Genomic DNA, 26,037 nt, shown 5'->3' on the forward strand with positions numbered 1-26,037 from the left:
TGCTGACCGGCGATGGCTGACTTACAGCGGTTCGCTGGCGAGGGTCACGGCCAGTGAATGGCTGGCGCCGGGAGCCAGGGTGACGATGTTGTCCCAGGCGTTGGCGGTTTCGATGCAGAGCATGCCCTGCCAGCCTTCGGCGGCCATGTCTGGCAGCTCGGCGGCACGCTCGGTCCAGGGGTTCCAGATCACCGCCGAGCGTGAGCCCTGGGTGTCGAGGGTGATGCGCCGGCTGTAGCCCGGGTCGACGATGCTCAGACGAGCAGGTGGCTGCAGGTAGATGCGGTCGGTTTCACCGCTGAAAGCCAGGGCGTCGTACTGACGCCGCTGCGCCCAGTCTTCCAGGGTTTCCAGGTAATCCAGGCCCGCCACTTCGGGCACCTGCACCTGGCGCACGTCGCTGACGGCGAAGTAGCTATGCAGCGCCTGGCTCAGGGTCAGCGGACGGTCGTCCAGGTTGCGGCTGGTCAAGGTCAGGCGCAGGCATTGCCCCAGCTCGACCAGCAAGGTCAGTTCGACATTGTGTGGCCAGCCCGGCAAACCTTGCTGCGCCTCGGGCAGGCTCAACGTCACCCTGACGTCGTTGCCCTGTTCCTCGATGCCGAGCAGCGTCCAGTCACGCCCCCGTACCAATCCATGGGCCGGCGCCTCTGCGCCGTGGTACTCGGCCTGTACCGCTGCTGGATTGCGCTGCAGGTTGCCGAACCAGGGCCAGCACACTGGCACCCCACCGCGTACCGACTTGCCTGCCTTGAACAGTGCCTGATCACTGAGCCACAGCAGCGGCGGCTCACCTGTGCGCTGGTAACCGAGCACCTGGGCACCCTGGCGGGCGATCAGCAGCTCGGCGTGCTCGGTGACGATACGCCAGCCGCTGAGTGCGCCACGTTCGAAGGTCTCGATGAGGGGCTGGGTCATGCAGGTTTCCTATCGGCGCGGGGCAAGGGCAGGGTGGGCGTGTCTGTTAGCGGCGCGGCACCGAGCGGGTGCGGCCGCTGGCGTCGATGGCGACGAAGACGAACACCGCTTCGGTGACCTTGCGCCATTCGCTGGACAACGGATCATCGCTCCACACCTCGACCATCATCTGGATCGAGCTGCGGCCGATTTCAACCGTTTGTGTGTAGAACGACAACTGTGCGCCGACGGCCACCGGCACCAGGAATGCCATGCGGTCGATGGCGACGGTGGCCACCCGGCCACCGGCGATGCGGCTGGCCATGGCGGTGCCAGCGAGGTCCATCTGGGCCACCAGCCAGCCGCCGAAAATGTCGCCGAAGCCATTGGTTTCGCGCGGCAGTGCGGTGATCTGCAAGGCCAGGTCGCCTTGCGGAATGGGATCTTCTTGTTCGAGCTCAATCATGCCGTGGGGCCTCTGACCCGTGACGCTTCGTGAGGGGGCGCACTCAACAGGCGCCGAGAAAACGATGAAGGCGGGCCACATACTACGCCCATTTCACCGTGGCAGGCGGGCACCAGGACACACCCGGAAATACCCTTGAGCATACGGACCGACGATTTCACACAACATCCCACGTCGGAAGCAGCCTTTTCCTACAATCGGCCGAGTATATAGAGCGCAGAGGGCCGGCACGACCGCACCTTCATGACAATTGCCCACAAACCGCGCGGCTATGAGGCGGCGCTGGCAATTTGTTATCTTCCTCCCTCGCTTATTCCAGAAGCCGCGCGCTACGCGGCCTGCGTGCCCCACAAGAGTGCAAAATAAATGACCACCGTGCCCAGCAGTATCGAGCAGCCCGCGCGCCCGCTTACCCGCAACGACTACAAGACGCTTTCCCTGTCCGCCCTGGGCGGCGCTTTGGAGTTCTACGACTTCATCATCTTCGTGTTCTTCGCCACGGTGGTCGGCAAGCTGTTCTTCCCCCCGGACATGCCCGAATGGCTACGCCTGATGCAGACCTTCGGCATCTTCGCGGCGGGTTACCTGGCACGGCCTCTGGGCGGCATCGTCATGGCTCACTTCGGCGACCTGCTGGGGCGCAAGAAGATGTTCACCCTGAGCATCTTCATGATGGCGGTACCGACGCTAATCATGGGCCTGCTGCCCACCTATGCGCAGATCGGCCTGTGGGCACCGATGCTGTTGCTGCTGATGCGGGTGATCCAGGGCGCGGCGATTGGCGGTGAAGTGCCAGGGGCGTGGGTATTCGTCTCCGAGCACGTGCCTGCGCGCAACACCGGTTATGCCTGCGGCACCCTCACCGCCGGCCTGACCGCAGGGATTCTGCTCGGCTCGCTGGTGGCCACGCTGATCAACAGCGTCTATAGCAGCGAAGAGGTTGCCGACTACGCGTGGCGTATCCCGTTCCTGCTGGGCGGGGTGTTCGGCCTGTTCTCGGTGTACCTGCGCCGCTGGCTGCACGAGACCCCGGTATTCGCCGAAATGCAGCAACGCAAGGCCCTCGCCGAAGAGCTGCCGCTGCGCGCGGTGCTGCGTGACCACCGCGGTGCGGTGATCCTGTCGATGCTGCTGACCTGGCTGCTGTCGGCCGGCATCGTGGTGGTGATCCTGATGACCCCGGCGCTGCTGCAAAGCATCTACCACATCAGCCCCACCGACGCGCTGAAGGCCAACAGCCTGGCCATCGTGCTGCTCAGCCTGGGCTGCATCGGCGCCGGCTGGCTGTGCGACCGCATCGGCGCCGGTCGTGTGCTGGTGATCGGCAGCCTGCTGCTGCTGGCCAGTTCCTGGACCTTCTACCACAGCCTGGAAAGCCACCCCGAATGGCTATTCATGCTCTACGCCGCCACTGGCCTGTGCGTCGGCACCATCGGCGCAGTGCCGTTCGTGATGGTCAAGGCCTTCCCGGCAGTAGTGCGCTTCACCGGTCTGTCGTTCTCCTACAACGTGGCCTACGCGATCTTCGGCGGCTTGACACCGATGGTGGTCACCGCACTGCTCAAGTTCAGCCCGCTGGCGCCGGGGTATTACGTGGCGGGGTTGTGTGGGTTGGGGTTGGTGATTGGGGGGTATCTGCTGGTCAACAAGCGCTGAGCGACTCACAGAGCGGATGAAAGGCCATCACCCATGATGGCCTTTCATCCAATTGTCACAATCCGTACATAGAGTCTTCACACGGTCTTTCGATACTTGGCCCGCTCTCTTCCGACCCCCGAATTCCTGCTAGGAGCAAGGCATGAAACTCAAGCGTTTGATGGCGGCCCTGACATTCGTCGCCGCTGGCGTTGCCACCGCCAATGCGGTTGCTGCTGTCGATCCCTCGATTCCGACCTACACCAAGACCACCGGTGTTTCGGGCAACCTCTCCAGCGTCGGCTCCGACACCCTGGCGAACCTCATGACCTTGTGGGCCGAGGCCTATAAAAAGGAATACCCGAACGTCAACATCCAGATTCAGGCGGCCGGTTCATCCACGGCGCCACCTGCGCTGACCGAGGGCACTGCCAACCTCGGGCCAATGAGCCGCAAGATGAAAGACGTCGAGCTGCAGGCCTTCGAGCAGAAGTACGGCTACAAGCCCACCGCCATTCCGGTCGCAGTCGATGCGCTGGCGGTGTTCGTGCACAAGGACAACCCGATCAAGGGCCTGACCATGGCGCAGGTCGATGCGATCTTCTCTTCGACCCGCCTGTGTGGCGCCAAGACCGAAGTCAAGACCTGGGGCGATGTCGGTGTAACGGGCGATCTGGCGAACAAGCCAGTGCAGCTGTTCGGTCGTAACTCGGTGTCGGGCACCTACGGCTACTTCAAGGAAGAGGCCCTGTGCAAAGGTGACTTCAAGCCCAACGTCAACGAGCAGCCTGGCTCGGCCTCGGTGGTGCAGTCGATCAGCAGCTCGCTGAACTCCATCGGCTATTCGGGCATCGGCTACAAGACTGCCAGCGTCAAGACCGTGCCGCTGGCGAAGAAGGAAGGTGGCGAGTTCGTCGAGGACAACGAAGCCAACGCGCTGAACGGCACCTACCCGCTGTCGCGCTTCCTCTACGTGTACGTCAACAAGGCGCCGAACAAGCCGCTGGCGCCGCTCGATGCCGAGTTCATCAAGCTGGTGCTGTCGCAGTCGGGCCAGCAGGTTGTGGTGAAAGACGGTTACATCCCGCTGCCGGCCAAAGTGGTGGAAAAGACCTTGGCTGACCTGGGCTTGTCCCACGCGGGCAACGTCGCCAAGCAGTAACCGCGAGCAGGGCGCATCGGCCTGGCCGATGACGCCCATCCTGTTTCCGGTCCGTGGCACAGACTCTGGGCTGCGGGCCTTTTTGCGTCACGCGGTTGTAACGTTTCTGTCATATGTCGCGGCTAGGGTGTGCGCATGAATGATCTGGTCAAGGCCTCCATGACTCAAAATTCCTCCTCTGCGCGGATCGATTTCAATACCCCAGAGATGCAGCGCAAGCGCCGCCTGCGTGCCTTGAAGGACCGCATCACCCGCTGGTATGTGCTGGTTGGCGGGCTGGCCGTGCTGGCTGCGATCACCCTGATCTTCTTCTACCTGGCCTATGTGGTGCTGCCGTTGTTCCAGGGCGCGGAGCTGACGCGCAAGCCGGCGCTGACGCCTGCCTGGCTACAGCACGATGCCGGCAAGCCGCTGATGATCGCCTTGGAAGAGCAGAACCTGGTCGGCATGCGTGTTTCCGACCGCGGCCAGGTCCTGTTCTTCGACACAAAGACCGGCGCCGAACTCAAGCGCGTCGACCTGCCGCTGCCGGCGGGCAGCCAGGTGACCGCCATCGGCGGTGACCAGCCGGGCAGTGCGCTGATCACCCTGGGCCTGTCCAACGGCCAGGCGCTGGTGTTTCAGCACACCTACAAGATCACCTACCCCGAGAACAAGAAAACCATCACCCCTGGCCTGGATTTCCCCTACGGCGAGCAGCCGTTCGTGCTCGACGAGCAAGGCCGCGCGCTCGACCACGTCAGCCTCAACCGCAACGGCGACAGCCTGCTGCTGGCCGGTTCGGTCGGCGCGCAGTTGCAGGTGATGAAGATCACCCGCGAAGAAAACATGATGACCGGCGAGCAAACCCGCGAGCAGAGCCGTATCGTGCTGCCGCAGATGATCGAGCCGGTCAAGGCGATCTATGTCGACCCACGCCAGCAATGGTTGTACGTGATCAATGGCCGGGCCACGGCAGACGTCTTCAGCCTGCGCGACAACAGCCTCAACGGCCGCTACAAGCTGCTCGAAGACGGCAACGCCGAGGTGACTGCCAGTGGCCAGCTGGTCGGCGGGATTTCGCTGATCTTCGGTGATTCCAAGGGCGGCTTGAGCCAGTGGTTCATGGCCCGCGACGCCGATGGCGAGCAGCGCCTGAAACACATTCGCAGCTTCCAGCTGGGCAAGGCGCCCGTCGTGCAGATCGATGCCGAAGAGCGCCGCAAAGGCTTCACCGCCCTCGACAGCGAAGGCCAGTTGGGGGTGTTCCACAGCACTGCGCACCGCACCTTGCTGGTCGAGCCGGTGGCTGACGGTGCCGGGATTCTTGCATTGTCGCCGCGCGCCAACCGGCTGATCATCGAGCGCAACGGCCAACTGCTGCCGCTGAGCCTGCGCAACCCGCACCCGGAAGTGTCGCTGAGCGCGCTGTGGGGCAAGGTCTGGTACGAAAACTACGACGCGCCGCAGTATGTCTGGCAGTCCACTGCCTCCAACACCGACTTCGAGCCCAAGCTGAGCCTCTCGCCGCTGACCTTCGGCACCCTCAAGGCAGCGTTTTACGCCATGATCCTGGCTGCGCCCCTGGCCATCGCTGCTGCGATCTACACCGCCTACTTCATGGCGCCGGGCATGCGCCGCAAGGTCAAGCCGGTGATCGAGCTGATGGAAGCGATGCCGACGGTGATCCTCGGCTTCTTCGCCGGGCTGTTCCTCGCGCCGTATCTGGAAGGCCATCTGCCCGGTGTGTTCAGCCTGTTCCTGGTGCTGCCGCTGGGGATTCTGCTGACCGGTTTCGCCTGGAGCCGGCTGCCCGAATCGATTCGTCTGCGCGTGCCTGATGGCTGGGAAGCGGCGATTCTGATTCCGGTGATCCTGGCCATCGGCTGGTTCGCCCTGAGCATCAGCCCGCAGGTGGAAAGCTGGTTCTTCGGCGGCGACATGCGCCTGTGGATCAGCAACGACCTGGGCATCACCTATGACCAGCGCAATGCCCTGGTCGTGGGTATCGCCATGGGCTTCGCGGTGATCCCGAACATCTACTCCATCGCCGAAGACGCCGTGTTCAGCGTGCCGCGCAGCCTGACGCTGGGCTCGCTGGCCCTGGGCGCGACGCCCTGGCAGACCCTGACCCGCGTGGTCATCCTCACCGCCAGCCCGGGCATCTTCTCGGCGCTGATGATCGGCATGGGCCGCGCCGTGGGTGAAACCATGATCGTGCTGATGGCCACCGGCAACACGCCGGTGATGGAGATGAACCTGTTCGAAGGCATGCGCACCCTGGCCGCCAACGTGGCGGTGGAAATGCCCGAATCGGAGGTGGGCGGCAGCCATTACCGCGTGCTGTTCCTCGCCGCGCTGGTGCTGCTGGTGTTCACCTTCATCATGAACACCTTGGCCGAGCTGATTCGCCAGCGTCTGCGCAAGAAATACTCGTCGCTTTGATAGAAAGGTAGAGATCCGTGAAACAGGATTCCCTCAAAGGCTGGTTCAAGAGCGGCGCGCCCGGTGTATGGATCAGCGGTGGCGCGGTCGCCATCGCGGTGATCATGACCATCGGCCTGCTCTCGGTCATCGCCGTGCGTGGCCTTGGCCACTTCTGGCCGGCCGACCTGGTGCAGGCCAGCTACCAGGTGCCTGGGCAACCCGAGCAGATCGTCATCGGCGAAGTGGTCCAGAGCGAGCAGGTGCCCCGTGCGCGGCTCAAGAGCGCAGGCTTGCCGGTGCCCGACCAAGGCCCGGAATTCATGACCCGCGAGCTGCTCAAGGTCGGCAACCGTGACCTCAACGGCAACGATTTCAGCTGGGTGATCGGCGACTGGCTGGTCAACCTGCAGCGCCCCGCCGAGCTGATGGCGCTGGAGCGCCGCGAGTGGGGCAACTTCTATGGCTACCTGGTCAGCGTCAAGGAAGGCGACCGGGTGGTGGCCCAGGGGCCAGCCGCCTGGGCCGAGCTGCAGGCACGGCTCAAGCGCGCCAGCAAGCTCAACGCCGAGTTGCAGAACCTGGAAAAGAAAGACATCGGCGCCATCAACCACGGCCTCGAGCGCCTGCGTCTGCAAGGCCGCAAGCTGGAACTCGAAGGCAAGCTCGATGCTGCCGCGCAGGCTGATCTGGACGCTGACCGCGCCGAGCTGAACAACCGCTACAAGGCCATCGAGCAGCGCCTGAGCAGCCTGCACCAGGCCTTCGCCCGCGACAGCCTGGTGGCCCGCGATGGCAACGGCCGGCAGGTGGAGATCAACCTGAGCAAGGTGGTGCATGCGATCCAGCCCAACGGCATGTCGACCCTGACCAAGCTGAGCACCTATTTCGCCAAGGTGTGGGAATTCCTCAGCGATGACCCGCGCGAAGCCAACACCGAAGGCGGCATCTTCCCGGCCATCTTCGGCACGGTGATGATGACCCTGATCATGGCGGTGATCGTCACCCCGTTCGGCGTGCTGGCGGCGGTGTACCTGCGCGAATACGCCCGGCAAGGCCCAGTGACCCGCCTGATCCGCATCGCCGTGAACAACCTCGCCGGGGTGCCGGCGATCGTCTACGGCGTCTTCGGCCTGGGCTTTTTCGTCTATGTGCTGGGGGGCTCGATCGACCGGCTGTTCTTCCCCGAGTCACTGCCGGCGCCGACCCTGGGTACGCCAGGGCTGTTGTGGGCCTCGCTGACCCTGGCGCTGCTGGCCGTGCCGGTGGTGATCGTGGCCACCGAAGAGGGCCTGGCGCGCATTCCGCGCACGGTGCGTGAAGGCTCGCTGGCGCTCGGTGCGACCAAGGCGGAGACCCTGTGGAAGATCGTCATTCCCATGGCCAGCCCGGCGATGATGACCGGGATGATCCTGGCGGTGGCGCGCGCCGCGGGCGAGGTGGCGCCGCTGATGTTGGTCGGGGTGGTCAAGCTGGCACCCTCGTTGCCGCTGGACGGCAACTACCCGTACCTGCACCTGGATCAGAAGATCATGCACCTGGGCTTCCACATCTACGATGTCGGGTTCCAGAGCCCCAACGTCGAAGCTGCGCGGCCGCTGGTGTACGCGACCGCCTTGCTGCTGGTGCTGGTGATCGCCACGCTCAACCTCTCGGCAGTGTGGATTCGTAACCACCTGCGGGAAAAATACAAGGCCCTGGACAGCTGACAGCAGCGCCATGCGCCAAGCTACAAGCGGCAAGCCGTTCGCCGCTGTGCCTCAACTTGCAGCTTGCAGCTCACAGCCTGCAGCTCCCGAAGGAGTGTGACCATGCAACATGATTCCCACACCCGCAGCATCGACATGTCTGCCCTGGGTCGTGACAAACAGAGCCTGCGCCTGGCCGAAGAGACCGTGGCCATCGAAGTGCCTGGCCTGTCGCTGTTCTACGGCGACAAACAGGCGCTGTTCGACGTCAAGCTGAACATCCCCAAGCAGCGCGTGACTGCCTTCATCGGCCCGTCGGGCTGCGGCAAGTCGACCCTGCTGCGCACCTTCAACCGCATGAACGACCTGGTCGACGGTTGCCGCGTAGTCGGCGAGGTCAACCTGTACGGTAACAACATCTACCGCAAGGGCGAGGAAGTGGCCGAGCTGCGCCGCCGTGTCGGCATGGTGTTCCAGAAGCCCAACCCGTTCCCCAAGACCATCTACGAGAACGTCGTGTATGGCCTGCGCATTCAGGGCATCAACAAGAAGCGTGTGCTCGACGAAGCCGTGGAGTGGGCGCTCAAGGGCGCGGCGCTGTGGGATGAGGTCAAGGACCGACTGCACGAGTCGGCACTGGGGCTCTCTGGCGGTCAGCAGCAGCGCCTGGTGATCGCCCGCACCATCGCCGTCGAGCCGGAAGTGCTGTTGCTCGACGAACCGTGCTCGGCCCTCGACCCGATCTCGACGCTGAAGGTCGAAGAGCTGATCTACGAGCTCAAATCCAAGTACACCATCGTCATCGTCACCCACAACATGCAGCAGGCGGCGCGGGTGTCGGACTACACCGCGTTCATGTACATGGGCAAACTGGTGGAATTCGGTGATACCGATACGCTGTTCACCAACCCGGCGAAGAAGCAGACCGAAGACTACATTACCGGCCGCTATGGCTAGCGGCAGCGGCAAGCTGCTAGCGGCAAGCTGTAAGCAAGTCGCTGAGCCTGTTCCCAATGTATGAAACCCACACGTGCAGCTTGAAGCGTGCAGCTCAGAGCTTGCAGCTCGCCGCCACAGGCGCGATCGCGGAGCGACAGCATGATCAACAAAGAAAGCCTCACCCACCACATTTCCCAGCAATTCAACGCCGAGCTGGAGGAGGTGCGCAGCCATCTGCTGGCCATGGGCGGGCTGGTCGAGAAGCAGGTGAACGACGCGGTCACCGCGCTGATCGAGGCCGACTCGGGGTTGGCCCAGCAGGTGCGCGAGGTCGACGAGCAGATCAACCAGATGGAGCGCAACATCGACGAGGAATGCGTGCGCATTCTCGCCCGGCGTCAGCCGGCGGCTTCGGACTTGCGCCTGATCATCAGCATCTCCAAGTCGGTGATCGACCTCGAGCGCATCGGCGACGAGTCGACCAAGATTGCCCGCCGTGCCATCCAGCTGTGCGAAGAAGGCGAGTCGCCGCGTGGCTATGTCGAGGTGCGACACATCGGTGACCAGGTGCGCAACATGGTCCGCGATGCCCTCGACGCCTTCGCCCGTTTCGATGCCGACCTGGCCTTGTCGGTGGCGCAGTACGACAAGACCATCGACCGTGAGTACAAGACCGCCCTGCGTGAACTGGTGACCTACATGATGGAAGACCCGCGCTCGATCTCGCGGGTACTCAGCGTGATCTGGGCGCTGCGTTCGCTGGAGCGTATCGGCGACCATGCGCGCAATATCTCCGAGCTGGTCATCTACCTGGTGCGTGGCACCGATGTGCGGCACATGGGCCTCAAACGCATGCAGGCCGAAGTGCAGGGCAAGAGCCTGGATGACGCACTGCTGGCTAATGTTCCGCCGTCGCCTGACGATAACTAGTACTGCGCGTTCGCCAAGACGCCCGGCCAGTGCCGGGCGTCGTCGTTTTCAGGGGGCGCCTGCGATGAGCGCGGCTGGCACGGCTTTTTGGCAAAATGCCACTAGTCGGCGGTATGCTGGCCGGCATAGATGAGGAATATCGATGAGTAAAGTCAAAGTGCTGGTGGTGGACGACGCCTCGTTCATTCGCGATCTGGTCAGAAAAGCCCTGCGCAGCGCCTTCCCCGGCATCGCTGTGGAAGATGCCATCAACGGCCGCAAGGCCATGGCGATGTTGAGCAAAGAGCCGTTCGACCTGGTGCTGTGCGACTGGGAGATGCCGGAAATGAGCGGCCTGGAGCTGCTCGAGTGGTGCCGCCAGCAGCCACAGCTCAAGGGTCTGCCATTCATCATGGTGACCAGTCGCGGCGACAAGGAAAACGTCATTCAGGCGATTCAGGCGGGCGTCTCGGACTTCGTTGGCAAGCCGTTCACCAACGAGCAACTGCTGACCAAGGTGAAGAAGGCCTTGGGCAAGACCGGCAAGCTCGAGGTATTGCTCAGTGGCGTGCCGGCGCGTGCTACCTCGGCATTCGCCAATGATTCGCTGAATGCCCTTACCGGTGGCCGCCCGCAAACCGCTCAGGCTCCGGCAGCGGCCATGGCGGCGCCGGCCAGCGCAGTACAGCGTGCGCCTGTGGCAGCACCGCCGACTGCCGCTGCGGCCCCCGCGCCGGCCGGTCGTGGCCAGGGCCAGTTGCGTCTGGCCAGTGGCGCGGTGCAGGGCTGTGTGATCAAGGCGCTGAGCCTCAAGGAGGCGCTGCTGGTCATCCGCCGCAGCGACGCGCTGCCGCAGATTCTGGAAAGTGCGGTATTAGACCTGGAGCAGGGCGAGCAGGCAGAGGTGGCGCGGCTCAACGGCTACCTGCACGCCATCGCCGCACTGGAGCAGCGGCCGGACAGCGACTGGCTGCAGCTGACGTTCAAGTTCGTCGATCAGGATGCGCAGAAGCTCGACTACCTGTCGCGGCTGATCGCCCGGGGTACCGCGCAGAAACACTTCACCCCAGGCGCCTGACGCTGGGGCTGTTGCCAGCCCCGCTGGGTGCTCAGTCGAGCTTGAGCACCTTGGCCAGGACGATCTTCGGGCCTTTCATCTTCTTGATGTTGATGCGCAGGCCTTCGACCTCCAGCAGCTCTTCCTCTTCCGGAACGCGCTTGAGGGTCTCGTAGACCAGGCCCGCGAGGGTTTCGGCCTCGATGTGGTCGAGGTCGACACCGAGCAGGCGCTCGACCTTGAACAGTGGCGTGTCGCCGCGCACCAGCAGCTTGCCGGGCTGATAGGCGAGGATGCCGCGTTCGGTCTTGCGGTGTTCGTCCTGGATGTCACCGACCAGCACTTCCAGCACGTCTTCCATGGTCAGGTAGCCGATCACCTTGCCATCGGCCTCTTCCACCAGCACGAAATGCGCACCGCCCTTGCGGAACTGCTCCAGCAACTGCGACAGCGGCATGTGCCGCGACACACGCTCCAGCGGGCGGATCAGGTCTTCGAGGTCGAGTGTGCCGGGCAGGTGGTCGGGCTCGGCCAGTTCCAGCAGCAGGTCCTTGATGTGCAACAGGCCGGTGAATTCTTCACGCTCGTGGTCGTACACCGGATAGCGGCTGAACTTGTGGCGACGGAACATCGCCAGGATTTCCTTGAGTGGGGCGCGTGAGTCGAGGCTGATCATGTCCTCGCGCGAGTTGGCCCAGTCGACCACCTCCAGCTCGCCCATTTCCACCGCCGACGCCAGCACGCGCATGCCTTGGTCGCTGGGGTCCTGGCCACGGCTGGAGTGCAGGATCAGCTTGAGTTCTTCACGGCTGTAATGGTGCTCGTGGTGCGGGCCAGGTTCGCCCTGGCCGGCAATGCGCAGAATGGTATTGGCACTGGCATTGAGCAGGTAGATGGCCGGGTACATGGCCCAGTAGAACAGGTACAGCGGCACGGCCGTCCACAGCGACAGCAGCTCGGGCTTGCGGATCGCCCACGACTTGGGCGCCAGCTCACCGACCACGATGTGCAGGTAGGAAATCACGAAGAACGCGACGAAGAACGAAATGCCCTTGATCAGCTCGGGGCTGTCGACGCCCAGGTAGGCCAGCAGCGGTTCGAGCAGGTGGGCGAACGCCGGTTCACCGACCCAGCCCAGACCCAGCGACGCCAGGGTGATACCCAGCTGGCAGGCCGACAGGTAGGCATCCAGCTGGCTGTGTACCTTGCGCAGGATGCCGCCGCGCCAGCCATGCAGTTCGGCGATGGATTCGACGCGGGTCGAGCGCAGTTTGACCATGGCGAACTCGGCGGCGACGAAGAAGCCGTTGAGCAAGACCAGGAACAGCGCGAAGAGAATCATGCCGAAATCGGCAAACAGCGAGGTGAGGCTAAACGCAGGGGAAGGGTCCATGATGGATTTTTTACGGGGTCCGTCAGTTGTTGAGTAGGGAAAAAAGTGCCAGCGGATGCTGGCACAAGCGATCCAATGTAGCGGTTGAGACCATAAAAGCAAAGCACAGTGCTGCACCGTGGTTCTCAGCGGTTGGGTGCGGCCACCTGCGAGGGGAGGAAGTGGCAGGTGAAGGTGCTGCCGTGACCCAGCACGCTGCTGATCTCCAGGCGCCCGCGATGGCGCAGCAACACGTGTTTGACGATGGCCAGGCCCAGCCCGGTGCCGCCGGTGTTGGACGCGCGGCTCGAATCGACCCGATAGAAGCGTTCGGTCAGCCGCGGCAGGTGCTTGGCCTCGATGCCGGGGCCGGTGTCCTGCACGCTCAGGTGCGCGCCATGCTCATCGCTCCACCAGCGAATGCGAATGTTGCCCGAATCCTGGGTGTACTTCACGGCGTTGAATACCAGGTTGGAGAAAGCGCTGCGCAGCTCCGATTCGCTGCCCTTGAGGCGCACGCCGGGTTGCGCTTCGAGGCTGATCTGTTGCTGGCGCGGCCCGGACAGCGCCAGGGCGTCGGCCTGAATGGTCTTGAGCATCGCCTCGACCGCCACCGGCTGGTTGTCCGAGGGGTAGTCGGTGGCTTCCAGTTTGGCCAGCAGCAGCAGGTCGTTGAGCAGTGCCTGCATGCGTGAGCCTTGCTGGCTCATCTGCTGCAGGGCGCGGGCCCAGCGCGGATTCACCTCGTCGACGTTGTCGAGCAGGGTTTCCAGATAGCCGGCGATCACCGTCAGTGGCGTGCGCAATTCGTGGGAAACGTTGGCGACGAAGTCCTTGCGCATCTGTTCGAGCTGATGGATGCGGGTGACGTCGCGCACCAGCATCAGGTGCTCGTTGTTGCCGTAGCGGGTGATGTTGAGCTGAATGCGCAGGCGGTCGTTGATCGGCGAGGGGATTTCCAGCGGTTCGGCGTAGTTTTCTGCCTCGAAATACTCTTTGAAGCGCGGGTGGCGCACCAGGTTGGTCACGGCCTGACCACCATCCTGAGGCGTCTTCAGGCCGAGCAGGGTTTCCGCTGCACGGTTCCACCATTCCAGGTTGCCGTCGCTGTCGAGCATGATCACCGCATCGCGTAGCGCGGCGGTGGACTCCTGCACCCGGTCGATCACCGCTTGCAGGCGACCGCGCACGCGCTGATCACGGCGTTGCAAGTGGTAGATGCTGTCGAACACCTCGCCCCACAGGCCGTAGCCATCGGGTGGTGCTTCATCGGGCTTGTGATGGCTCAGCCAGTCATGCAGGCGCAGCAGTTGCTTGAGGGTCCAGCCCAGGTACAGCGCCAGCCCGATAGTCAGGCTCCAGCCATAGTGCCCGCTGATCAGGCCGCCGAGCAGGCAGAGAGTGATCAGCAGCAACAGGTGGCGAATCAGGGTCGCATGCCAGTTCTGGTTCACGTGGAAATCCTTCGGATCCGGCAGCCCGCCGCAGGCAAGGCGCTGCGAGCGGGAGCGGATCGGTGGTGCTGTGACGTCCTTTGTTCAGCCCTGCCGCGAGCAGCATGGGACTAGAGGCGTGGCGCTGCCGCTTCAGCTCTTGGTGGAGAAGCGATAACCGGTGCCGCGAACGGTTTGTACCAGATTCTCGTAGGCCTCACCCAGCGCTTTGCGCAGGCGACGGATGTGCACATCGACGGTGCGTTCTTCGACATAGACGTTGCCGCCCCAGACCTGATCGAGCAATTGCCCGCGGGTATAGGCTCGTTCCTGGTGGGTCATGAAGAACTGCAGCAGACGGTATTCGGTGGGGCCCATCTCGGCGGGTTTGCCGTCGATGGTGACGCGATGACTGATGGGGTCGAGCAGCAGGCCACCGATCTCGATGGGTGCTTCGCTGTCGGCCGGGCCGGTGCGGCGCAGCACGGCCTTGAGTCGCGCCACCAGTTCACGGGGCGAGAACGGCTTGGTGATGTAGTCATCGGCGCCGACTTCCAGGCCCTGGATCTTGTTGTCTTCCTCACCCTTGGCGGTAAGCATGATGATCGGAATGCTGCCGGTCAGCTCATCGCGCTTCAGGCGCCGGGCGAGCTCGATGCCGGAGGTGCCCGGAAGCATCCAGTCGAGCAGGATCAGGTCAGGCTTGCGGTCGACGATGATGGCGTGGGCCTGCTGCGAATTCTCGGCTTCCAGGCAGTCATAGCCGGCCATTTCCAGCGCGACGGCGATCATCTCGCGAATGGGCGCTTCGTCGTCGACGATCAGAATGCTTCTGCCAACCATGCTCACAACCTCTCCTGGGCTAACCGTTTCATGCAGCGCATTAGATAACGGAATTATTGCAGCTGTGTGACAGGCAGTTGTCTTGCGCTTAGCGCATGGCGTAGTCCAGGACCACACCGACGAACACCAGCAGTCCGGCCCAATGGTTGTGCAGGAAGGCTTTGAAACAGGCGTCCCGAGCCAGGCTGCGGGTCGTCCAGAACTCCCAGACGAAGCACAGCGCCGCAGCGAGGATGCCCAACTGGAACCAGCCGCCCAGCTCGAAACGATTGCCGGCCAGCAGCAGACAGCCCAGCGACAGCAGTTGCAGGCTGAGGATGATCACTCGATCGGCCTCACCGAACAGAATCGCGGTCGACTTCACGCCGATTTTCAGGTCGTCGTCTCGATCGACCATGGCGTAGTACGTGTCGTATCCGACCGTCCACAGCACGTTGGCGATGTACAGCAGCCAGGCGCTGGCCGGCAGCGTGCCGGTGGCGGCGGTGAAGGCCATGGGGATACCCCACGAGTACGCAGCGCCGAGCACCACCTGCGGGTAATAGGTGTAGCGCTTCATGAACGGGTAGCACGCCGCCAGGGCCAGCGCGCCGAACGACAGCCCGACGGTGGTGGCATTGGTGCACAGCACCAGCACGAAGCTCAGCGTCACCAGCGCGGCGAACAGCGCCAGCGCTTCGCGCGAACGAATGCGCCCGGCCGCCAGAGGGCGGTCGGCGGTGCGCTTGACGTGGCCGTCGACCTTGCGGTCGGCGAAGTCGTTGATGCAGCAACCGGCGGCGCGCATCAGCACCACCCCAAGGCCGAAGATCAGCACGTTGGCCAGGGTGGGTGCGCCGTTACCGGCGATCCACACCGCCGACAGGGTTGGCCACAGCAGCAGGTAGATGCCGATCGGGCGATCCATGCGGCTTAGTTGAATGAAATCCCAGGCACGCGGGTGCAGACGATTGAGCGACTTGAGCAGTTGCACGTACATCAACGAACGTCCTTGTCGGCCGCGCGCCACAGGGCGGGCAGGAAGATTTCGGCCACCAGCAGGCTCAGGCCCTCGCGCTCGAAGCGCGACCGGCGTGCCCACAGGCGTTGTCGGGGCGCATCGGCAGGCAGCCAGGCGGGTGGGTACTGGCACGCCTGCAGCGGATGGCGCACGAATGCCTGATCACAGAACAACAGCTCGCCCAGCGAGCGCGTGCCCAGCGCCTGCAGGTCGAGCCCGCCGCGTTCCAGCGCGCTGCGCGCCGCCACGCTGCGGGCGAACACCCAAGGCTGGCCGTGGCCGCGCAGGTAGACCTCGCGCACCCAACCCTCGGCACCTGGGCCAATGCCCAGAGCTGAGCGTTCGTCGGCGCGCAGGGTTTGCCAGCCTTCACACAGGGGGGTAACGGAAAACTGCTGGTCGGCGAGCTGGGTCAGGCGACGGGTGAGCGAGCCCTCATCGAACAGCCAGTCGAGCAGGTACGGTTCGAGGTCGCTTGCCAGCTGTGAGGGCGCCAGCCACTGAGGGGGGGCTACTTGTGAAATGTCGTCGGGCACGTCGGTACGCTGATACAGGCCAGAGAGGCGGCGAGCTTAGCATGTTCGCTCTTCATTCCCGACCCCGGACCCGCGTCGAGCACGCTTCTCGATTGCATGAGTGCAGCTGCTGAACCCCGGCTTGGCGGAAAAACTGCCGTGTATGGCACCTATGCCATTGCCTGTAAGCGACAAGGCCCCGGCGGCCACTGGCGCGGTGCTGGAGGGCGTGCCATTCTCAAAACCGCCCACCGCAGGCTAGAGCCTGTCGGCGCTGTCGGCGTCGCGTTGCTGGCAGCACGGCATAACAACAATAACCCGTCTACGAGGCATCACTATGCGTAAACCCGATTTGGCCGCCGCCATCGCGGAGAAAACCGATCTCACAAAAGACATGAGCAATCATGTGCTCAACGTTATTCTTGACTCGATCGCCTCTGCAGTCGAAACGCAGTCGGTCACCCTGGTTGGGTTCGGGACGTTCGAGAAACGTCACCGCGGCGCACGCACGGGCAAGAATCCTCAGACCGGCGAGCCGGTACAGATCAGAGCCACCAATACCGTTGCTTTCAAACCCGGAAAGCTGCTCAAGGGCACGGTCGGCTTGCCAGCGCAGGACACTGCCAGCGCGTCGCGCGCGAAAGGCGCCGCAGGCAAGACTGGCAAATCCGCCAAGTAGTTATCGTCAGATTTTCCCAGTCAGCAAACGGGCGCCTTGGGCGCCCTTTGTGTTCATGCGCTGCCGCTGGAGCGAAAGGCCCTATACACATTCAGTTTTGCGGATAGAATCGCGGTTTCAGTCACTTTGAAGCCGAGAAGCCTTGATGAAGTTTCGTTTTCTGCTCTGGGCCATGGGCCTGTTGATGGCCAGGGCCAGCCGTAACAATCCTGCTTTTCAGCAGCAGTTGGCTGACAAGGATCTGGTGTTCCAGATGCAAACCCTCGATGGCAAGATCGCTCGGCATTTCTTCGTTCGCGACCAGCGCGTGAGCAGCAAGGCAGGCGTGCATCCGCAGCCAGCGTTCGCCATCGCCTTCAAGGATGCGGCCTATGGTTACGCCACCCTGCAAGCCAGCAACAAGCAGCTGGCATTCATGCAGGGCATTCAGGACAAGCACATCCAGATCAAGGGCAATCCGGCGCTGGTGATGTGGTTCCAGAACCTGATGAAGTACCTCAAGCCGCGCAAGAAAGCCTGAGCATGCACGGCTCTGAGGTCACGGCGTGTTGAACTGCGAGGCCAGCTCGCGCAGCAGCGCTTCGGCGTCGAGCACCTTGCTTACCACGTCATCGGCCTTTTCTCGCGAAAGGCCCAGGCGCTCCAGCAGTTCGTCGGGAATCGGCTTGTGCGGCCCAGCGCCGATGCCTCGGGTGCGCAGCAGGCGATTGGCCAGGCAGACCAGGTTCGGATAGGCGGCATACTCGCCGTCGTAGCTGGCATCGTGCTGGAAGCGCAGCGCGGCGCAGATTTCTTCCGGCATATCCCACAGTTTCATCAGCCACGCGCCGATCTGTTCGCGGTTGATACCCAGCAGATGCTGTTCCACATAGGTGTGGCTCAGGTGCGGGTTGACCTCCAGATGCCGGCAGATCAGCGAGAAATGCGGTGGAAACACATGGGCCAGCAGCAGATACCCGAAGTTGTGCAGCAGGCCGGCCAGGTAGGTGAGGCCGGCTTCCGGGCGCGAGGTGCGCGGCATCGCCCGGGTCAGACCTTCAATGACCGCCGCGGTGTAGATCGCCTGTTGCCAGTACGGCGTCATGTGTTGTGGCTGGTCCTTGGGCAGGCTCATGGTCTTGCCCAGGGCCAGGCCCAGGGCCAGGTTGATGACGAGGTCAAAACCCAGGACCCGCACGATGGCATCTTCCACCGAGCGGATCTTGCCGGGCGAGGCGTAGTAGGGCGAGGCCGCCCAGCTCACCACCTGCGCTGCCAGCGCAGGATCGGTTTCCACCACGCCGGTGATGTCATCGACACTGGCGTTGGGGTCTACCCGCAGCTTGATGATCTTCTGCGCGGTATCGGCCAGCGGCGGAATCTCGATGGTCTGCTCCAGCCGCTGCTGGATGCGCCGTGCGGTGAACACCTGCACCGCGTGAGAGATTTCCCGGGTGTCGTCGTTGGGACGATCGAAATTGGGCTGTATCAGCTGCAGGTTCTCGCCGAAGCTGCCGGCGCTGGCCTTGCTCAGCAGGCGCTTGAAGACGTCGCGCTCGAGCTCCAGCCACAAACCGGTTTCGCCGGACTGCAGCAATACCGAGTCGAGCGCAAGCAGGCTCTGCTCGTACAGGCAGGGCGAGCTGGTCAGGGCCGGGATGCCGGGTAGCGCCTTGAGGCCGTGCTTGTCGAGCATGCTTTTCAGGCGCACGCCGCGCACGGCCACCAAGGTTCGCCCGGTGAGTTCTTCGAGGCGCTTGAGGTCGAGCAACTGGCTCTGCGGGAACAGCACCATCAACGCGCCGACTTCGTCGTCGAGCAGAATCGCCTGCACCTTGGCACCGGCAGCCAGGGCCGGGTGGTCCGGCACTTCGCGATAGGCCACGCCGAGTTTGTCGAGCAGCAGCCGGATTACAGACGGTGCGTGTGGGGTTGCGGTGTCCAGGGCAACTTCAGTCATGGTCTGGTCCAGGTTCTCCTTGCAATCGCGAAAGTATAATCAGCCGGCTGTCCTCGCCGAGCTGATTGTGAGACCGGCATCACACCTGGCCATATTGCTGGCCATGGCGCAACCAGCGGTCCAGCAGTGGGCTGACGTGAGCGGGCCAGCGTGCCAGCAATGCCTGGGCCGCGTCGCGCACGGCCGGCAGGAGGTCGGCATCGCGCATCAGGTCGGCGACCTTGAACTGTAACAGCCCGGTCTGGCGGGTTCCGAGCATCTCGCCGGGGCCGCGCAGTTCCAGGTCTTTTTCAGCGATGACGAAGCCGTCGTTGGTCTCGCGCATGATGCCCAACCGCTCTCGGCCGATCTGCGACAGCGGCGGGTGGTACAGCAGCACGCAATGGCTGGCGGCGCTGCCGCGCCCGACCCGTCCACGCAGCTGGTGCAACTGCGCCAGGCCCAGGCGTTCGGGGTTCTCGATGATCATCAAGCTGGCATTGGGCACGTCCACCCCGACCTCGATCACGGTGGTTGCCACCAGCAGTTGCAGCCGCCCCTCTTTGAATTCGGCCATGACCGCGGCCTTGTCGGCCGGCTTCATACGGCCATGGATCAGGCCGACGCTGAGCTCGCCAAGGGCGCTGCCCAGGTCCTCGAAGGTGCTCTGCGCAGCCTGGCAGGTCAGTTCCTCGGATTCTTCGATCAGCGTACACACCCAATACGCCTGACGCCCTTCGGCGCAGGCTGCACGCACGCGCTCGACCACCTCGAAACGCCGGCTGTCGGCCACCAGCACGGTGTTGACCGGGGTCCGCCCCGGTGGCAGCTCGTCGAGTACCGAGGTGTCGAGGTCGGCGTAGGCGCTCATGGCCAGGGTCCGTGGGATCGGCGTGGCGGTCATGATCAGCTGGTGCGGGCACAGCTCGCCGGCCACGCCCTTCTTGCGCAGTGCCAGGCGCTGCTGCACGCCGAAGCGGTGCTGCTCGTCGATGATGGCCAGGGCAAGGTGCTTGAAATGCACTTCTTCCTGGAACAGGGCGTGGGTACCTACCACCATCGGTGCGCCGCTGGCGATCTGCTCGAGCGCGCTGACCCGGGCCTTGCCCTTGAGTTTGCCGGCCAGCCAGGCGACTTCCAGGCCCAGTGGCTCGAGCCAGCGTTTGAAGGTCAGGTAATGCTGTTCGGCGAGAATCTCGGTGGGCGCCATCAGCGCCACCTGATAGCCGGCTTCCAGCGCCTGCAAGGCGGCGAGGGCAGCCACCACGGTCTTGCCCGCGCCGACGTCGCCCTGCACCAGGCGCATCATCGGCTCGTGCAGGCTCAGATCGTAGGCAATTTCGTTGCCGACCCGCTGTTGCGCGCCGGTCGGGGCGAAACCGAGGTTGGCCAGGTACTGCGCCGGCAGGTGCGTGGCCTTGGGCAGCACGGGTGCGCGCAAGCTGCGCAGGCTTTCGCGCAGGCGCTGCTGCGACAGCTGGTGGGTCAGCAGCTCTTCGAAGGCCAGGCGATGTTGCGCCCAGTGATGGCCTTCGGCGAGTTCATCGACATCGGCGTCGGCAGGCGGGTTGTGCAGGTAGCGAATGGCGTCGTCGAGCGACGCCAGCTGGTACTCACCGATCAGTTCGGCCGGCAGCCAGTCTGGCAGGCTGCGCGGCCCGAGCAGGCTCAGGCTTTGCTGGCAGAGCAGGCGCAGACGTTGCTGGGTCAGGCCTTCGGTGGTGGGGTAGATCGGCGTCAGGGTCTGCTCGACCGCAGGGGCCGGCTCGCTGCCATTGAGCGCGCGGTATTCGGGGTGGTAGATCTCCAGCCCCGAGGCGCCGGGCCGGGCTTCGCCATAACACCGCAGTTGCGTGCCACGCTTGAGCCCTTCTTTTTGCGCATTGCTGAAGTGATAGAAGCGCAGGGTCAGGGTGCCGCTGCCATCGTTGAGCCGCACCACCAGGCTGCGGCGCTTGCCCATGCTCACGTCAGTGCCGCTGACCACCCCTTCGATCACCGCATCCTGGCCAGGGCGCAGCTCGCCGATGGGCACCACGCGAGTGCGGTCCTGGTAGCGCGCGGGCAGGTGGAACAGCACGTCCTGGACCGTTTCCAGGCCGACCTTGGCAAGCTTCTCGGCCATCGCCTCGCCGACCCCTTTGAGCGCCGTGACCGGCACATTCGACAGCTCGGTCATGGTTCAGGTCGGCTGTTCCGTGCGGTTAGGGACCACCGAGCACAGGCGGATCGAATCGGCGAGGATCTCGATCGCCTTGGGCCGCGGGAAACTGGCCCGCCAGGCGATGGCAACGGTGCGGAACGGCGCGGGCGGAGTCAGCGGGCGCACTTCGATGACGCCCGGCGCGTAGTGGTGGCTGTGCACCGCCGACAGCGGCAGGATCGACACCCCGAGGCCGGAGGCGACCATGTGGCGGATGGTTTCCAGCGAGCTGGACTCGACGGTGGTGTGCCGCGAATCGCTGTTCTTGCTCAGCGTCGGGCAGGCTTCCAGCACCTGGTCACGGAAGCAGTGGCCCTCGCCGAGCAGCAGCAGGCTCTTGTCGTTGAGCAAGGCGGTATCGATGGTTTCGCGTGCGGTCCACGGGTGCCCGCTGGGCATCAGCGCACAGAACGGCTCGTCGTACAGCGGCAGGGTGAGCACGTCGGCCTCGTTGAACGGCAGGGCGATGATCACCGCGTCGAGTTCGCCATTGCGCAGTTTGTCGCGCAGCACATGGGTGAAGTTTTCTTCGATGTACAGCGGCATCTGCGGCGCGACCCGATGCAACTGCGGAATCAGGTGCGGGAACAGGTACGGGCCAACGGTGTAGATGGCGCCGACCTTGAGCGGGGCGGTGAGCTGGTTCTTGCCGGCCTGGGCCAGTTCGCGAATGCCCTGAGCCTGTTCCAGCACCTTCTGCGCCTGGGCGACGATGCCTTCACCGACGGGTGTCAGGCGAACTGCGCTCTTGCTGCGCTCGAAGATCAGCACGCCAAGCTCGTCTTCGAGCTTCTTCACGCCCACCGACAAGGTTGGCTGGCTGACGTGGCAGCGCTCGGCGGCGTGGCCGAAGTGCTGTTCCTGGGCGAGAGTGACGATGTAGCGGAGTTCAGTGAGGGTCATAACGTGCGTCCATGAAGTTGCGGGCCCAGCATAGCGGCTGCAATCGATAGACGCACGTTATCAGACGTGCGCATGTGTGACAGAAACAACGGTCTAGCGTTTATCCAGCGAGTAGACGAACGGGGCGACCACTTCGATGCTGCCGTTGTTCAGCACTTCGGCTGGCGGCTTGGGCAGCGGTTGCGCACGGCGGATCATTTCCAGGGTGGCGCGGTCCAGCGCCGCACTGCCTGAGCCTCCGGCCATTTCGAACGACAACACCTTGCCGTTGGCATCGACGACGAAACGCAGCCGGTTGATACCCTGCAGGCCGCGACGACGCGCGTCTTCCGGGTAGCGCTTGTACTTGGCCAGGTGGCGCAGCAGGTCGCTCTGCCAGGTGGGCAATGCTTTGCTGTTGGAAGCGATGCTCGGCGCCGGGGCTGCCGACTTCTTCGGCGGTTCGGTGCTGGGCGGGGTATCGGCTACCTGCTCCTGGGGCGGTTCCTCGCGTGGCGGCTCAGGCTTTTTCTCAGGCTTGGGCGGTTGCGGCTTGGCCTTGGGCTTGGGCGGTTTTGGAATCGCGATTTTCGGTTTCGGTGCTTCGACCAGTTTCGGCAACGGCGGTTCTTCGACCGGAGCCGGTGGTTGAGGCACCACCTTGGGAGGTGGTGGTGGCGCAGGCTCAGGCAGCGGTGCCAGCTCGACCATCATCGCTGCCGGAGGCAGTTCGATGGCTTGCGGCACCGACCAGTCGAGCATGAGCAGCACAGCGGCGGCATGCAGGCCGAGCACGATGCCCAGGCTGGTGCTGTAACGCGCCAGGGTTCGCCGCGTCTTCGTCATTTTTTCGCTGCCGTCTCAAGCCCTACCAGACCGACTTTCAGGTAGCCGGCCGCGCGCATGGTGTTCATCACTTCCATCAGGTCACCGTAATCCACGCCTTTATCGGCCTGGAAGAAGATGGTGGTCTCCTTGTCGCCCTTGGTCTTGGCGTCGAGCATGGCGCCGAGCTGAGCGTTGGTGGGCACCTGATCGTCGCCGACGTAGAGCTTCTGGTCGGCCTTGACGCTGACGAACACCGGTTTCTCCGGCCTTGGCGCCGGCTTGGCAGTCGAGGCAGGCAGATCGACCTTGATGTCGACGGTGGCCAGGGGCGCAGCGACCATGAAGATGATCAGCAGGACCAACATCACGTCGATGAACGGCGTGACGTTGATTTCGTGGTTTTCGGCGAGGTCGTCGCCACCTTCATTCAGATGCAGGCCCATGGCTTACCCCACTTTCACCATGTGTGGGGCGCTGCGGTCGCCGCCCTGGTGGTCGAGGTCACGGCTGACCAGCAGCAGCACCTGCGCCGAAGCGTCGGAGACCTGCGCCTTGTAGCCGGCGATGGAACGGGCGAAGACGTTGTAGATGACCACCGCAGGGATCGCCGCGACCAGACCCAGGGCAGTTGCCAGCAGGGCTTCGGCGATACCCGGAGCAACGACGGCGAGGTTGGTGGTCTGGGTTTTGGCGATGCCGATGAAGCTGTTCATGATGCCCCACACGGTGCCGAACAGACCCACGAACGGTGCGGTCGAACCGATGGTGGCGAGCACGCCGGTGCCGCTGCTCATGGTGCGGCCGCTGGCAGCGACCAGGCGCTCGAGGCGGAAGCTGACGCGTTCCTTGATGCCTTCCTTCTCGCGGGTATTGGCCGACAGGCGCATCTCTTCGAGAGCGTCGTGCACCAGGGTATGGGCCAGGGTGCCTTGCTTGTTGGAAACGTCGCTGGCTTCCTTGAGGCTTGCCGACTTCTTCAGCGCAGCGATTTCACCGCGCAGGCGACGCTTGGCGCCCATCAGCTCGAAGCCTTTGGCGATCCAGATGGTCCAGGTGATGATCGAGGCGATGGCCAGGCCGATCATGACGATTTTCACCACGATGTCGGCGTTCTTGTACATGCCCCACGGCGAGAGGTCGTGGGCCATGCCCAGGCTGGTGTCCTCGACCAGCGCCTGGACGTTTTCGTCGGCGGCAGCGTCGCTGGCCGGAACGCTGTCGGCTGGCGTGGCCGGGGTTTCGCTGGTGGTGGCTGGCGCTGGAGCAGCGGCGGCGGCAGGCGCGGGGGTGGTGGCGTTGGGTTCATCGGCCATGGCTGCGGGAGCCAGTGCCAGGCTGAACAGCAGCGCGGCAATGGCGCGCCAGGCGCGCGACGGGGTTGGCGAGGCGGAGGGTTGGATGCGTGTCATGCTGGCCGGACCTGATGAAGAAAAGAGTTGACGTCACCACGGCCCCGTGTAAGGCCGAGAACAGAGAGGGCGCCATTATTGCAATTAATTCTTGTTAACAGAAGTAATAGAGTAACTTTTTTTATTCGTTTCCTAGCCGTTGACCGTCAGGTCTGTCTAGGGCGTTGATTTACAGATCGGGAGTTAGGTGATGTCAGAACTGTCCGCGATGATTGTGGGGTGCGGCGATATTGGGGGGCGATTGGCCCTTCAGTTGCTGAAAAAAGGTTGGGAGGTCAGTGGCTTGCGTCGCTCGGTGGAGCATCTGCCGGCGGGGGTTACACCGATTTGCGCCGATCTGGGCCAGGACCATCTGCCGCCCGCATGGCCTTCACGTAGCCCTGACTACCTGGTGTATTGCGTCGCTGCCGATCAGCATGACGAGGCGGGTTACCAGGCGGCTTATGTCGACGGTCTGCGCCGTGTTCTCGGCTGGCTGGCGCAAAACGGACAACGCCCGCGGCGGCTGTTGTTAGTTTCCAGCAGCAGCGTGTACGCCCAGCAGCAGGGCGAGTGGGTCGATGAAACGGCGCCCACCGAGCCGCACGGTTATTCCGGACGGATCATGCTGGCTGCCGAGCGACTGGTCCTGGACAGCGGTCTGGCCGCCAGCGTTGTGCGCCTCACCGGTATCTATGGGCCGGGGCGGGAATGGCTGCTCAGCCAGGTGCGCCAGGGCTACCGCGTGGCCGCGCAGCCGCCGCTGTATGGCAACCGCATTCATGCCGAGGATGCGGCAGGGCTGATGGCCTTTTTACTGGAAAGCGACTCGCGCGGCGTAGGGCTGGATGACTGCTACCTCGGCGTCGACGACGACCCGGCGGCGTTGTCCGAGGTGGTGGCCTGGTTGCGTGAGTACATGGGGGTGACGCACTGGTCCGATGAGCAGCGCGTGCGCCGCACTGGCAGCAAGCGATGCAGCAACGCCCGGGCGAGGGCGTTGGGCTGGGCGCCGCAGTACCCCAGTTACAAACAGGGGTATGCGGCGATTCTCGCGCAGCCTTGAAGGGCTGAGGGCGAGTGGGGTTACTGCTTTTCCAGCACCCAGCGACGTGCAGCCGGGGCCAGCAGCGGCATTTGGTCAGGCTGCGCGCGGTTCATGGCCTGGAAGATTTCCATCCGGTTGCCGTTACGCGTGAAGATCCACGGCGAACCGCGCTGTTCGCGCTCCAGCCACAGGCTGTCGTGCTCGCCGCCCATGGTGGCGCAGTCGCCGGCCAGGCACAGGGCGTAACGATCAGGGCCGGGCAGGCCATCGACACTGCCGTTTTCGCGGAAGTGAGCGACGCCGCCCTGGCCCGGACCTTCGACGATTTTCCAGTTGCCGCCCAGATACGCCTGGTACAGCGCCTTCTCGAAGGCGCCACCCAGCGGCGTATTGGCCGGCGGGTTGGTACGGCTGAACACCTGCTCCTTGCCGAGTTGGCCTGGGGCTTGAACCAGCGACTTGCCGTCGAGGCTGAGCTGCTCGCTCTGGCCGCTCTGGAAATTGACCTGCCAGTCGTTCTTGTTGGCCAGCAGTTGGCCGTCGGCGGCTTCGAAGCCGTTGCTTAGCGTCGCCTGTTGCTTGCTGGTGTCGATCTTCCATTCCAGAACCGGACCATTGTCGGCAATGGCCTGACGCAGGCTGGTGCCTTTGCTGGCGGCATCGATGGCGCGCTGGTTGATCCAGGTGCCGTTGAAATCTTCAGGTTTGTGGCTGGCGCAACCGCCGAGGAGCAGGGCTGCCAGTGCAAGGGAAAGGGCTTGACGCATGGTAG

At 63.9% G+C, this 26,037-nt stretch carries 24 protein-coding genes; 10 read left to right on the plus strand and 14 right to left on the minus strand.

Features of this window, described 5'->3' with window-relative positions; translation table 11 throughout:
- Window positions 1-21: 21 nt before the first annotated feature.
- Together H618_RS0100240 and H618_RS0100245 are read right to left on the minus strand one after the other, a co-directional pair.
- Entirely contained in the window at window positions 22-918 is an 897-nt protein-coding gene (locus H618_RS0100240; RefSeq protein WP_028693139.1) for a D-hexose-6-phosphate mutarotase, read from the minus strand.
- Between the two features lie 46 nt (window positions 919-964).
- On the minus strand, window positions 965-1,363 hold the full coding sequence (locus tag H618_RS0100245) for an acyl-CoA thioesterase (RefSeq protein WP_028693140.1): 399 nt from the start codon (window positions 1,361-1,363) through the stop codon (window positions 965-967).
- A 366-nt stretch (window positions 1,364-1,729) separates the two neighbouring features.
- Here H618_RS0100245 and H618_RS0100250 point away from each other — a divergent pair, with 366 nt between their 5' ends.
- The 7 genes from H618_RS0100250 (at window position 1,730) to H618_RS0100280 (ending at window position 11,177) form a co-directional block, all read left to right on the plus strand.
- The gene (locus H618_RS0100250; protein WP_028693141.1) at window positions 1,730-3,019 is read left to right on the plus strand and encodes an MFS transporter; all 1,290 of its coding nucleotides are present in this window, start codon (window positions 1,730-1,732) and stop codon (window positions 3,017-3,019) included.
- A 142-nt stretch (window positions 3,020-3,161) separates the two neighbouring features.
- A complete protein-coding gene (locus tag H618_RS0100255) occupies window positions 3,162-4,160 on the plus strand; it encodes a phosphate ABC transporter substrate-binding protein PstS (protein WP_028693142.1) in 999 nt (332 codons plus the stop codon).
- Window positions 4,161-4,295: 135 nt separating this feature from the next.
- Window positions 4,296-6,584: an ABC transporter permease subunit gene (locus H618_RS0100260; RefSeq protein ID WP_028693143.1), complete on the plus strand. Its 2,289-nt coding sequence runs from the start codon at window positions 4,296-4,298 to the stop codon at window positions 6,582-6,584.
- 17 nt (window positions 6,585-6,601) lie between these two features.
- Window positions 6,602-8,272: a phosphate ABC transporter permease PstA gene (gene pstA / locus H618_RS0100265; protein ID WP_028693144.1), complete on the plus strand. Its 1,671-nt coding sequence runs from the start codon at window positions 6,602-6,604 to the stop codon at window positions 8,270-8,272.
- A 102-nt stretch (window positions 8,273-8,374) separates the two neighbouring features.
- Complete coding sequence (gene pstB / locus H618_RS0100270) at window positions 8,375-9,208, plus strand: phosphate ABC transporter ATP-binding protein PstB (RefSeq protein WP_028693145.1); 834 nt, start codon at window positions 8,375-8,377, stop codon at window positions 9,206-9,208.
- A gap of 141 nt (window positions 9,209-9,349) precedes the next feature.
- A complete protein-coding gene (gene phoU / locus H618_RS0100275) occupies window positions 9,350-10,120 on the plus strand; it encodes a phosphate signaling complex protein PhoU (protein ID WP_028693146.1) in 771 nt (256 codons plus the stop codon).
- A gap of 142 nt (window positions 10,121-10,262) precedes the next feature.
- Entirely contained in the window at window positions 10,263-11,177 is a 915-nt protein-coding gene (locus H618_RS0100280; protein WP_028693147.1) for a response regulator, read from the plus strand.
- Window positions 11,178-11,208: 31 nt separating this feature from the next.
- On the opposite strand, the gene H618_RS0100285 is transcribed toward H618_RS0100280, so the two are convergent.
- The 5 genes from H618_RS0100285 to H618_RS0100305 all read right to left on the minus strand — a co-directional run bounded on the left by H618_RS0100285 (window position 11,209) and on the right by H618_RS0100305 (window position 16,340).
- Window positions 11,209-12,549 (minus strand): hemolysin family protein, encoded by a 1,341-nt coding sequence (locus tag H618_RS0100285; protein WP_028693148.1) that lies wholly within the window; start codon window positions 12,547-12,549, stop codon window positions 11,209-11,211.
- 125 nt (window positions 12,550-12,674) lie between these two features.
- Complete coding sequence (gene phoR / locus H618_RS0100290) at window positions 12,675-13,982, minus strand: phosphate regulon sensor histidine kinase PhoR (RefSeq protein ID WP_028693149.1); 1,308 nt, start codon at window positions 13,980-13,982, stop codon at window positions 12,675-12,677.
- 132 nt (window positions 13,983-14,114) lie between these two features.
- Window positions 14,115-14,804 (minus strand): phosphate regulon transcriptional regulator PhoB, encoded by a 690-nt coding sequence (phoB, locus tag H618_RS0100295; RefSeq protein WP_028693150.1) that lies wholly within the window; start codon window positions 14,802-14,804, stop codon window positions 14,115-14,117.
- Between the two features lie 88 nt (window positions 14,805-14,892).
- A complete protein-coding gene (gene ubiA / locus H618_RS0100300; RefSeq protein ID WP_028693151.1) occupies window positions 14,893-15,783 on the minus strand; it encodes a 4-hydroxybenzoate octaprenyltransferase in 891 nt (296 codons plus the stop codon).
- Window positions 15,783-16,340: a chorismate--pyruvate lyase family protein gene (locus H618_RS0100305; protein ID WP_050577168.1), complete on the minus strand. Its 558-nt coding sequence runs from the start codon at window positions 16,338-16,340 to the stop codon at window positions 15,783-15,785. Before H618_RS0100305 ends, ubiA begins: the two co-directional genes overlap by 1 nt.
- A gap of 316 nt (window positions 16,341-16,656) precedes the next feature.
- On the opposite strand from H618_RS0100305, the gene H618_RS21045 reads away from it, so the two are divergent.
- Together H618_RS21045 and H618_RS0100315 are read left to right on the plus strand one after the other, a co-directional pair.
- Window positions 16,657-16,998, plus strand: a complete 342-nt coding sequence (locus H618_RS21045; RefSeq protein WP_050577169.1) for an HU family DNA-binding protein — start codon at window positions 16,657-16,659, stop codon at window positions 16,996-16,998.
- Between the two features lie 145 nt (window positions 16,999-17,143).
- Window positions 17,144-17,518, plus strand: a complete 375-nt coding sequence (locus tag H618_RS0100315; protein WP_028693153.1) for an SCP2 sterol-binding domain-containing protein — start codon at window positions 17,144-17,146, stop codon at window positions 17,516-17,518.
- 18 nt (window positions 17,519-17,536) lie between these two features.
- On the opposite strand, the gene H618_RS0100320 is transcribed toward H618_RS0100315, so the two are convergent.
- From H618_RS0100320 to exbB, 6 genes are all read right to left on the minus strand, one after another.
- A complete protein-coding gene (locus H618_RS0100320; RefSeq protein WP_028693154.1) occupies window positions 17,537-18,937 on the minus strand; it encodes an aminoacyl-tRNA deacylase and HDOD domain-containing protein in 1,401 nt (466 codons plus the stop codon).
- 79 nt (window positions 18,938-19,016) lie between these two features.
- Window positions 19,017-21,095 carry an ATP-dependent DNA helicase RecG gene (gene recG, locus H618_RS0100325; RefSeq protein ID WP_028693155.1) on the minus strand — a complete coding sequence of 693 codons (2,079 nt, stop codon included), beginning with the start codon at window positions 21,093-21,095 and terminating at the stop codon, window positions 19,017-19,019.
- Window positions 21,096-21,098: 3 nt separating this feature from the next.
- On the minus strand, window positions 21,099-22,022 hold the full coding sequence (locus tag H618_RS0100330) for a hydrogen peroxide-inducible genes activator (RefSeq protein ID WP_028693156.1): 924 nt from the start codon (window positions 22,020-22,022) through the stop codon (window positions 21,099-21,101).
- A 93-nt stretch (window positions 22,023-22,115) separates the two neighbouring features.
- Window positions 22,116-22,847 (minus strand): energy transducer TonB family protein, encoded by a 732-nt coding sequence (locus H618_RS0100335; protein ID WP_028693157.1) that lies wholly within the window; start codon window positions 22,845-22,847, stop codon window positions 22,116-22,118.
- Window positions 22,844-23,272 carry a TonB system transport protein ExbD gene (gene exbD, locus H618_RS0100340; protein WP_028693158.1) on the minus strand — a complete coding sequence of 143 codons (429 nt, stop codon included), beginning with the start codon at window positions 23,270-23,272 and terminating at the stop codon, window positions 22,844-22,846. Before exbD ends, H618_RS0100335 begins: the two co-directional genes overlap by 4 nt.
- A gap of 3 nt (window positions 23,273-23,275) precedes the next feature.
- Entirely contained in the window at window positions 23,276-24,238 is a 963-nt protein-coding gene (gene exbB, locus H618_RS0100345; protein ID WP_028693159.1) for a tonB-system energizer ExbB, read from the minus strand.
- 190 nt (window positions 24,239-24,428) lie between these two features.
- On the opposite strand from exbB, the gene H618_RS0100350 reads away from it, so the two are divergent.
- Window positions 24,429-25,283 carry an NAD-dependent epimerase/dehydratase family protein gene (locus H618_RS0100350; RefSeq protein WP_028693160.1) on the plus strand — a complete coding sequence of 285 codons (855 nt, stop codon included), beginning with the start codon at window positions 24,429-24,431 and terminating at the stop codon, window positions 25,281-25,283.
- 20 nt (window positions 25,284-25,303) lie between these two features.
- Here H618_RS0100350 and H618_RS0100355 read toward each other — a convergent pair whose 3' ends face one another.
- Window positions 25,304-26,032: a hypothetical protein gene (locus H618_RS0100355; RefSeq protein ID WP_028693161.1), complete on the minus strand. Its 729-nt coding sequence runs from the start codon at window positions 26,030-26,032 to the stop codon at window positions 25,304-25,306.
- Window positions 26,033-26,037 lie beyond the last annotated feature (5 nt).

The sequence above is a fragment of the Pseudomonas cremoricolorata DSM 17059 = NBRC 16634 genome (assembly GCF_000425745.1).
In the GTDB taxonomy this organism is placed as follows: Bacteria; Pseudomonadota; Gammaproteobacteria; order Pseudomonadales; family Pseudomonadaceae; genus Aquipseudomonas; species Aquipseudomonas cremoricolorata.

Coding starts and splice junctions, on each gene's coding strand:
- H618_RS0100240 (WP_028693139.1), bottom strand. CDS start 918: ATGACCCAGCCCCTCATCGAGACCTTCGAACGTGGCGCACTCAGCGGC.
- H618_RS0100245 (WP_028693140.1), bottom strand. CDS start 1,363: ATGATTGAGCTCGAACAAGAAGATCCCATTCCGCAAGGCGACCTGGCC.
- H618_RS0100250 (WP_028693141.1), top strand. CDS start 1,730: ATGACCACCGTGCCCAGCAGTATCGAGCAGCCCGCGCGCCCGCTTACC.
- H618_RS0100255 (WP_028693142.1), top strand. CDS start 3,162: ATGAAACTCAAGCGTTTGATGGCGGCCCTGACATTCGTCGCCGCTGGC.
- H618_RS0100260 (WP_028693143.1), top strand. CDS start 4,296: ATGAATGATCTGGTCAAGGCCTCCATGACTCAAAATTCCTCCTCTGCG.
- pstB (WP_028693145.1), top strand. CDS start 8,375: ATGCAACATGATTCCCACACCCGCAGCATCGACATGTCTGCCCTGGGT.
- phoU (WP_028693146.1), top strand. CDS start 9,350: ATGATCAACAAAGAAAGCCTCACCCACCACATTTCCCAGCAATTCAAC.
- H618_RS0100280 (WP_028693147.1), top strand. CDS start 10,263: ATGAGTAAAGTCAAAGTGCTGGTGGTGGACGACGCCTCGTTCATTCGC.
- H618_RS0100285 (WP_028693148.1), bottom strand. CDS start 12,549: ATGGACCCTTCCCCTGCGTTTAGCCTCACCTCGCTGTTTGCCGATTTC.
- phoB (WP_028693150.1), bottom strand. CDS start 14,804: ATGGTTGGCAGAAGCATTCTGATCGTCGACGACGAAGCGCCCATTCGC.
- ubiA (WP_028693151.1), bottom strand. CDS start 15,783: ATGTACGTGCAACTGCTCAAGTCGCTCAATCGTCTGCACCCGCGTGCC.
- H618_RS21045 (WP_050577169.1), top strand. CDS start 16,657: ATGCGTAAACCCGATTTGGCCGCCGCCATCGCGGAGAAAACCGATCTC.
- H618_RS0100315 (WP_028693153.1), top strand. CDS start 17,144: ATGAAGTTTCGTTTTCTGCTCTGGGCCATGGGCCTGTTGATGGCCAGG.
- H618_RS0100320 (WP_028693154.1), bottom strand. CDS start 18,937: ATGACTGAAGTTGCCCTGGACACCGCAACCCCACACGCACCGTCTGTA.
- recG (WP_028693155.1), bottom strand. CDS start 21,095: ATGACCGAGCTGTCGAATGTGCCGGTCACGGCGCTCAAAGGGGTCGGC.
- H618_RS0100330 (WP_028693156.1), bottom strand. CDS start 22,022: ATGACCCTCACTGAACTCCGCTACATCGTCACTCTCGCCCAGGAACAG.
- H618_RS0100335 (WP_028693157.1), bottom strand. CDS start 22,847: ATGACGAAGACGCGGCGAACCCTGGCGCGTTACAGCACCAGCCTGGGC.
- exbD (WP_028693158.1), bottom strand. CDS start 23,272: ATGGGCCTGCATCTGAATGAAGGTGGCGACGACCTCGCCGAAAACCAC.
- exbB (WP_028693159.1), bottom strand. CDS start 24,238: ATGACACGCATCCAACCCTCCGCCTCGCCAACCCCGTCGCGCGCCTGG.
- H618_RS0100350 (WP_028693160.1), top strand. CDS start 24,429: ATGTCAGAACTGTCCGCGATGATTGTGGGGTGCGGCGATATTGGGGGG.
- H618_RS0100355 (WP_028693161.1), bottom strand. CDS start 26,032: ATGCGTCAAGCCCTTTCCCTTGCACTGGCAGCCCTGCTCCTCGGCGGT.